The 7,856-nt window shown below is 58.5% G+C and carries 10 protein-coding genes; 7 read left to right on the forward strand and 3 right to left on the reverse strand.

What is annotated here, in order from left to right; translation table 11 throughout:
• Window positions 1–60 precede the first annotated feature (60 nt).
• Both MSNKSG1_RS15440 and MSNKSG1_RS15445 read left to right on the forward strand, forming a co-directional pair.
• Entirely contained in the window at window positions 61–327 is a 267-nt protein-coding gene (locus MSNKSG1_RS15440) for a BufA1 family periplasmic bufferin-type metallophore (protein ID WP_008940225.1), read from the forward strand.
• A 98-nt stretch (window positions 328–425) separates the two neighbouring features.
• Window positions 426–887 carry a DoxX family protein gene (locus MSNKSG1_RS15445; RefSeq protein ID WP_008940226.1) on the forward strand — a complete coding sequence of 154 codons (462 nt, stop codon included), beginning with the start codon at window positions 426–428 and terminating at the stop codon, window positions 885–887.
• Here MSNKSG1_RS15445 and MSNKSG1_RS18755 read toward each other — a convergent pair.
• The gene (locus tag MSNKSG1_RS18755; protein WP_051067797.1) at window positions 808–1,590 is read right to left on the reverse strand and encodes an HvfC/BufC N-terminal domain-containing protein; all 783 of its coding nucleotides are present in this window, start codon (window positions 1,588–1,590) and stop codon (window positions 808–810) included. The two genes, MSNKSG1_RS15445 and MSNKSG1_RS18755, sit on opposite strands and share 80 nt — an antisense overlap.
• On the reverse strand, window positions 1,587–2,447 hold the full coding sequence (gene bufB, locus MSNKSG1_RS15450; protein ID WP_008940228.1) for an MNIO family bufferin maturase: 861 nt from the start codon (window positions 2,445–2,447) through the stop codon (window positions 1,587–1,589). Before bufB ends, MSNKSG1_RS18755 begins: the two co-directional genes overlap by 4 nt.
• A gap of 166 nt (window positions 2,448–2,613) precedes the next feature.
• Between bufB and MSNKSG1_RS15455 the strand changes: the two genes are divergently transcribed.
• Entirely contained in the window at window positions 2,614–3,465 is an 852-nt protein-coding gene (locus MSNKSG1_RS15455) for a DUF547 domain-containing protein (protein ID WP_008940229.1), read from the forward strand.
• Between the two features lie 8 nt (window positions 3,466–3,473).
• Here MSNKSG1_RS15455 and MSNKSG1_RS15460 read toward each other — a convergent pair whose 3' ends face one another.
• Window positions 3,474–4,202: a haloacid dehalogenase type II gene (locus MSNKSG1_RS15460; protein WP_227498041.1), complete on the reverse strand. Its 729-nt coding sequence runs from the start codon at window positions 4,200–4,202 to the stop codon at window positions 3,474–3,476.
• A gap of 202 nt (window positions 4,203–4,404) precedes the next feature.
• On the opposite strand from MSNKSG1_RS15460, the gene MSNKSG1_RS15465 reads away from it, so the two are divergent.
• The 4 genes from MSNKSG1_RS15465 to MSNKSG1_RS15480 all read left to right on the forward strand — a co-directional run.
• Window positions 4,405–4,878 carry a DUF6789 family protein gene (locus MSNKSG1_RS15465; RefSeq protein ID WP_008940231.1) on the forward strand — a complete coding sequence of 158 codons (474 nt, stop codon included), beginning with the start codon at window positions 4,405–4,407 and terminating at the stop codon, window positions 4,876–4,878.
• A gap of 180 nt (window positions 4,879–5,058) precedes the next feature.
• Window positions 5,059–5,403, forward strand: a complete 345-nt coding sequence (locus MSNKSG1_RS15470; protein ID WP_008940232.1) for a glutaredoxin family protein — start codon at window positions 5,059–5,061, stop codon at window positions 5,401–5,403.
• Window positions 5,404–5,486: 83 nt separating this feature from the next.
• The gene (locus tag MSNKSG1_RS15475) at window positions 5,487–6,161 is read left to right on the forward strand and encodes an FAD-binding oxidoreductase (protein WP_008940233.1); all 675 of its coding nucleotides are present in this window, start codon (window positions 5,487–5,489) and stop codon (window positions 6,159–6,161) included.
• Between the two features lie 391 nt (window positions 6,162–6,552).
• The coding region (locus MSNKSG1_RS15480) for a GGDEF domain-containing protein (RefSeq protein WP_008940234.1) at window positions 6,553–7,856 on the forward strand (1,304 nt) is incomplete at its 3' end.

Below are 7,856 nucleotides of genomic sequence, written 5' to 3' on the forward strand. Positions count from 1 at the left end.
GGTGCAGTTCTGCTGTCCGTTTCAGGAATCCCACACAGTGAATTGAAAGGAGAAGTCATCATGAAAAGACGAGTCATGCTGGCCAGCGCGTTTTCCGGATTGGTTGCCATGGGGGCGGTAGGTCTCTCGGCGCCGGCGTATGCGGACGGCGGGATGGAGAAGTGCTACGGCGTTGCCAAAGCCGGCAAGAACGACTGCGCCACCAAGGTCAGTTCCTGCGCCGGTACCAGCAAAGTCGATAACGATCCGAACGCGTTCGTGGCTGTCCCCGAGGGGGTTTGTCAGAAGCTGGCCGGAGGCAGCACGACACCCGGCAGCAAAGGCTGAGACGTTACCGGGCGTAAGGCCAGGGGTGTGAGTGATCCTGGCCTTACTTTGGTCGCCCTCATTCAGGCGGGCGACGTTTTTCTGGAGGAGTCCGTATTATGATGGCGTGGATGGTTGCGATTGATCGCTGGGGGCAGCGTCTGACGACGTACGCGATACCCCTGCTGCTGTTGGCCACCCGGCTATGGGTGGCCGACGTGTTTTTTCGGGCCGGGCTGGTGAAGATCGACAGTTGGTCCAGCACGCTGTACCTGTTTGAATACGAATATCAGGTGCCGGTGCTGCCGCCCGTGACGGCCGCCTACGTTGGTACCGTCGTTGAACTGGTGGCTCCGGTGATCCTGGCGTTGGGGCTGATGTCCCGGCCGACGGCGTTGTTCATGTTCGTGTACAACGCCATGGCGGTTATCTCCTATCCCACACTCTGGGAAGGTGGGTTTTACGATCACCAGCTCTGGGGTCTGATGCTCCTGATCAACCTCATTTGGGGTGGTGGGGCTCTGTCCCTGGACCGGCTGGTGGCGTATCGGTGGCAAACGATTCGATCACGCCCCGGTTGACCAGATCGAATAGGGCATCGACGTGCTCGTCGGCCAGGCTGTCGCCCAAGGAGGCGAGAGGCTGCCCGTTAGTGCAGCACGCCACGATGTCCACGAGCGCCTCCGACGCCTCCGATACGCTCACGCCACGGGCATGCCGGTGTAGCAGCCAGATGGCATGCGGCTGAGCGGCGGCAGGCACCACCGGGCGCCCTTCCTGAAGGCGGTCGTACGCCTCAACAACCGGCCAGTCCGCCTGGAATAGTCGGACGCCCGGGGCTAATACAAAGGTAATCTCCTCGAGGTGGTTCAGTGCCTGCGCGGCAAACGCCCCGAACGGAAATGGGGTGGCCGACCGTGCAAGGCCCGTCCGTTCCAGACCCCATTCAAAGGCTGCGAGGTCCGCCGCCCCGACTGGCATTTCGGGCTCCGCCGCCAGTGCGGCCGATACCGCTTCGCCATAGTCCGTCAGACAGCCGGTTTCTGGAGGGTAAGCCCGGACAAACCGTTGAACAAAGTGTTCGAACGGCGGGTCACCAATATAGCGGCGGGTCATGGGGTAGGTCGTGTTAATGGCATCGGCCAGCGTCGAGGAGATGTGATATCGATAAATCTCAATACGATCCTGCACGTCAGGTCCGTCGCACAGCGGCGCCAGCCCGACCGTCGAATCCAGCCCTCGCAGGGTTTGCGCCATGTGGCGCTGGAACGCTCTCAGATTCATGGATGCCTCCCCGGGCTCACCTCGGCCAGTATCGTGCGGGCACGCTCGGCTTCCCGCAGCAGTGGTTCGGGGGTGTCGGGCAGCCGGGTGTCCCACTCAATCAGGGTTCGTCGCGGGCCGTGATGGCTCAAAACCGATCGGTACAGTGCCCAGACCGGATCGGATACCGGGCCGCTGTGGGTATCGACCAGTAATGTACCGCCGCCTTGGCAGGGCTGGCGATCGTGCCCGGCCAAGTGAATTTCCTGTACCGCATCGAACGGAATGTCGCGCAGATAGAGCGCGGGCTCGAAACCCTGGTTCTGGCTCACCACGTACAGGTTGTTCAGATCCAGCAGTAAGCCGCACCCGGTCGCCTCGGGGAGCGTGCCGAAAAAGGTCCACTCATCCATCGTGCTGGCGGTGAACTGGAGGTAGCTTGAGGGGTTCTCGATCAGCAGTTGCCGGCCGATGACTTGCTGGACCGCATCGACACGGTCCGCAAAGTGCCGAAAGGTCTCCGGCGTGTAGGGCAGCGGGAGTAAATCGTTGAGAAAGGCTCCGTCGATGCTGCTCCAGCTCAGATGCTCGGACACCAGTATGGGATTAATCGCATCAATCAGTGACGCCAGCCGCTTGAGATGACCCCGGTCCAGCGGGTCGGTGGAGCCCAGAGAAAGACCGACGCCATGCAGGCTGATGGGGTAATGCTGCGCGAATTCGGTCAATTCGTTTCTCAGGCGTGCGTCGGCGAAATAGTTTTCGCTGTGTACTTCCAGCCAGCCAATCGGAGGGTGCTGGCTGAGCAGCTGGCTGTGGTGGGGGATGCGTAACCCCACGCCAATCAACGAATCCGTGGACAGATTCCGCTTTTTCATGGCAAATGTTCCCGGTGAGTCTTATTCAGACCTACAGACCCGGCAGCACTTGTTGTGTTACACGTAGCGTGCAAAATTGGTCAGGCCCTGTAACAACAGCGCGGCCCGAGTGTCTGTACCGTCCGGATGTCCGAACCGGATTGGATGCACAGATTGAGGAGTAAGCATGCGGAGTCTTCCGATTTTGACCCTGGTTGTTGTCATGATGCCGGCCTGGGCGCTGGCAGGAGTGAATGACAACCTGTACGAGGGATACCAGCAGCTGCTGAACGATTACCTGGTCGAACAGACCCTGCCAGGCGACGGCCTGGTGTCGGCGTTTGATTACACGGCGGCGCTGGCTGACGAGCAGGTTGCACAGACCATCGCCCAGCAAACCGCGGTGCTTCGGGATTTTGACCCAGACTCACTGGACGGGCGCGAGCAGACCGTTGCATTCTGGATCAACGCGTACAATTTCTTCATGCTCTCAGAGATCCTGACCGACCGGCCAGACGGCAAGCTGGTGTCGTCGGTCTGGGACTATGGCGGGCGAGTGAATCCCTTTGTCGACAGTGTGTTCGAACGGGAAACGTTCGTTGTCGGCAGTGAACAGATGTCCCTCAACGACATTGAAAAGGGCCGTCTGCTGGGCAAGTCTTATGCCGACCGGGGCTGGAAAGATGCCCGCGTGCACTTTGCCGTCAACTGCGCCTCTGTGGGCTGCCCCCCGCTAAGGCAGCAGATCTACACCGCCGACAACCTCGAGGAGATGCTCAAGGAGAACACCCGCCGGGCATTCAGCACCCCTTATCACCTCAAGATTCAGGGCGACACGCTCTACGTGACTGAACTGTTCAAGTGGTACGAGCAGGATTTTGTGGATGCGGCAGGCTCGGTTCGGGGCTTTATCCGCCATTGGGCCGATAACGACACGGCCGCTGAAGTGGCAAAGACGTCCAGTCTGGATTATATCGATTACGACTGGTCGCTGAACCGGCCGTCCAATTTCAGTGGCAGTGTGTTTAAGAGAGACTGAGCGAAGCGCTAGTCGGCAGGCCCGGAGGAAGTTTTAGGGCCAGTGCCATTTATACTACTCAGCCGATCCGACAGGCTGTCCACCAGCTCAACGAGGCTGTCGGAGGTGCAGGTTGGTTTGGTCATGGCTGGATGAAACCGTCGGTCCTGACGGCGCACCCAGCCGGCCAACATACCGGCGTTCATCGCGCCGGCCGTATCCCAGGCGTGGGCGGCGATCATGGCGCAGTGGCCCGGCTCGCTGCCCACACGCTCTACGGCCGCCCGGTAGGCGCTTTCCTTCGGTTTCCACTGCCGGCACGACTCAATCGAGAAAATATGATCGACGTGATCGGTCAGGCCGTTTCGTTCCACCAGCGCCTGGGTATTGGCTGTCGAGCCGTTGGTGAAAAACAGCACGCCCATGCCCCGGGATCGGGCGAGGGCCAGCGCCTCGTGGACATCGGGGTGTGCCTCAAGTTGGCCGAAAACCGGCAGAATCCGTCCCGCCACGGCCTCCGGGGACGGCACGCCGAGGTTGGTTAGCAGGACCTCAAGTGTGCCCCGCGCCATCTCAACGAACGGAACATAGGTCCCGGTGGTGGAGGTGGCGAACGCATCCCTCAGCAGCTGCCCGAAGAACACGTCTTTGGTGTGAGAAGGCAACCCTTCCACCTTGAAGGCTCCGGACAAGGCCTCCAGCGAGAAAATGGTCTCGATGACATCAAACACAAGCACGGGTTTTTTCTGACTCATCATCAGGCCTCCGGGGAAATTAATGAGCTTACCCTATTAATGAGCGATTGCTCAAAAAAGGTTCGAACCGGAATCAGTGGTGTAACAGTGTCCGCATTGATGTGTCTGTTAGGCGAGGGCGCCGTGAGTGGCCGGCGAGGTAACCCGGAGGTCTTCGACCGGCGACGTTCAGAATGACACAAAGAGCAGACCAGGAGGTTTTGCAATGGGTTCATACATAAAGGCAATTGGCGCTGGCTTCATTGCCACCGTAATTCTTTCCATCATTATGGTGTTGAAATCCATGATGGGCGTCATGCCGCAGATGAATGCCATCGCCATGCTAACCCAGATGGCGCATGGCATGGCCGGCATGCCCGCTTCCCCGGCTGTCGGGTGGGTGCTGCATTTTGTCATCGGCAGCTTGATCTGGGGTGTTTTGTTTGCGCTTCTCTACGCAAAACTTCCGGGTGCGTCGGCCCTGCCCAAGGCGTTGAGCTTCAGTGTTCTGGCCTGGTTGCTGATGATGGTTGTGGTCATGCCCATCGCAGGTCAGGGCCTGTTCGGGCTTGGTATCGGCGTGATGGCGTCTGTGGCGACCCTTGTGTTACATCTGATCTGGGGCCTGGCGCTGGGCGTGAGTTACCGGATGCTTAACGGCCAGTCGGGCACTGAACATGGGTACTCCAGTCGCGCATAGCGCTCAAGTGCAGCTCGGCTTGATCCAATCCCTGGCGAGGCAGCTCGGGCCGAAAAAGATTGGTGTGGCCAATGTAATCATTGACGGCGTAATCAACCTGCCCCGCACTCGACAGATGCGTCTGCCGTCGATGGATCCAAAATCAGTTTGGTCATCTTTTATTCGAGGAGCGTTTAAAGAATGCTTCACGTTTTCAAACGTCTGTTCGGCGATTCCACTGACACCACAAACTCCGAAGATTCAGGGTCGGTTCACCAGCAGGGCTTAACGTTGTATTACACCCCTACCTGCCCATTTTGCGCCAAAGTCCAGTGGGCGCTGGTAAAGCATGACCTGGACATTGATAAAAAGAATCTTCTGACGAGTTCCGGCGCGCGGGACGAACTGGTTCGAGGAGGGGGTAAACCGACGGTGCCCTGCCTGAGAATTGAACGAAATGGCGAGGATCATTGGCTCTACGAGTCCGATGACATTGTGGCTTATCTGCAGAAGGAGGCCCAGGCGAATCCGCGCCACCAATCTTGAAATCGGAGACGATCGTACCGATGACTATAAGGAGATGTACCTGGACGTGCATGTCTACTCATACACCAACCGTGAGGTGAGCCATGAGCTACACGCTGAACATTCAGGACATTCGGGAAGTCACTCACGACGTCCGGCAGATTCGGTTGGAAAAGCCGGAGGAGTATACGTTTATCCCCGGCCAGGCCACGGAGGTAGCCGTTGATCGCGAGGGCTGGCGGGACGAAGGGCGGCCCTTTACGTTCACGTCCCTGGACACCGACCCCTATCTGGAATTCGTCATCAAGATCTACCCGGACCACGGTGGCGTGACCGATCAGATCGGGACACTCAGCGCGGGCGACCGGCTGATCATTGGCGACCCCTGGGGCACCATCACGTACAAGGGCGAAGGCACCTTTCTCGCCGGCGGCGCGGGGGTGACGCCCTTTATCGCCATTCTCCGGGACCTGCACCGCAAGGGCGAGATCGGCAACAACCGCCTGATCTTTTCCAACAAGACCGAGCGGGATGTGATTTTGAAGGAAGAGTTCAGGGCCATCCTGGGCGACCGGTTTGTCAGCGTCATCACCGAGGAAAAACCGTCGGATGACGCGATCTTTCTGGACGGCGTGATCGACAAGACGTTCCTGAAATCCCACGTCGGGGATTTTGATCAGGTGTTCTACGTCTGCGGCCCCGGCCCTTTCAACAAGGGCATTATGGCTGCCCTTGAGGAGTTGGGCGCAAGGCCGGAGGGGTTGATCTTCGAGGAATAGTTCCGTCCGGAAAGTGCATGACAAAGCCCCGCAATCCGGCCCTTCTGACACGGTTCGTGCGCATTGTGAGGGGTTACGCCGTAAAAATGTCCTGGACGTTGTAACACTTCGCCTCATCGGGTGTCTGTGAAATATTACGAGCGCGCTGCGGTTAAAGGGCGCTGCTTTCAGAGCGTTGTTGTGGTGTTGGTTGGGTCGCAGACCCTTGCGGTGGAGCTTGTCTCCACCTTTTTTTTATGAGCTCTCTGGTCGTGACCCATCCGCCGGCGCCCTGCCGGACTGTCCGGCGTCGTATTTCCGCGATGCCCTCGTGTGCGTTCGCTTCGCCTCGTGTAATGACTTCGCTTTTGCGGTGTCTCATTGAAAAGAACAGGCCAACGACGAGGGGCGTATGAAATGGGTGGTGGACCCCGAGATCGATATAATCAACGACGCCTCGGATAAAACCGATCAACCGTTGACAAGGCGATCTCCAAGAGCGTGGGCGATACAGCTCGCTGGGTGCCGGCTGTGCCGAAATCTCACGTTCGCGGCTTTTGCGGCGATTCTCGTAATCGAAGTCGCCATCCTGATTCCGTCCTATCGAAATTACGAGGAAGGTCTCCTTCAAAGTCGCGTGGATATAGTGAGCCAGGCCATCGTCACGCTGATCAAAGCTGCCCAGGGTCAGGATGTGCCAGAATCAGCCCTGGAATCGCTGCTGACCAGCAGTCCGTTGACGGGTGTGTCACTGCGCCGAAATGGAACCGAATACCGGGTTGGAGAGGCCATTGACACGTCCTACCCCGCCGACGGCCTGCTTCGGGCCGCGCCCAGAACATCGAAGGGAACGATTGATCTGGCCTGGCGCTCTGACGTGCGTTTCTCCGGTTATGAGGTCCTTGCCCGGATAGATGTCAGTAATGTTCCGTCGAAGCTCGTGGCCTTTGTGTTCCGGATACTGGGCCTGTCGCTGCTGATCGCCGTTTTTGTGACCGCTGTGACCATGTTCGTGATCGACCGGATGATGCTGTCTCCGTTACTGAGACTCCGGGATCGCATTTCCCGCGCCGGCGAGGACGCCGAACATCCTCTGGAATACCTCACACCTGCCGGGCGCAGTGATGAATTTGGACAAGTGGAGCGTGTTTTTAACAGCCTGCTGAAACAGAATGCGGCTTATCTTGCACGCCTCAAACGGTTAAACCAAGAGCTTGACCAACTGCTCGAAGCAAGAACCCGTACCCTGCGCAAAACCGAGAAGGAGCTGGAAATCCGCACCCTCTATGACCAGCTCACCGGCCTTGCCAACCGAAGCCTGTTCGAAGAGCAATTGAATAGTCATTTCGGCAGTTCAGAACATAGCAGAGGTAAGGAGGCCGTACTGGTGCTCGGACTGAATGATTTCCAGACCCTGAACGGCCTTGCAGGCCACGAGACGGGCGATCGGGTGCTGCAGGAGATTGCTCGTCGTGTTGCCGGTTTCAGCGCTGATCATGGCCGTGTCGCGCGGCTGGGAGGTGATGTTTTCGGACTCCTGGTCGAAGAAAGAGCGCGGACGCCAATCGATCTTGAAGCGCGGATTTCAACCGTTATTGAATCGTGTCAGCGACCGATCCAGATTGGTCGGAAAACGTTCGAGTTTGAATTCAGTGCGGGCGTGGCGATTTCTGGCCTGGACGGGCAGGATGCCCGGACGCTGCTCAGTCATGCGGA

Source organism: Marinobacter santoriniensis NKSG1, from assembly GCF_000347775.1.
In the GTDB taxonomy this organism is placed as follows: domain Bacteria; phylum Pseudomonadota; class Gammaproteobacteria; order Pseudomonadales; family Oleiphilaceae; genus Marinobacter; species Marinobacter santoriniensis.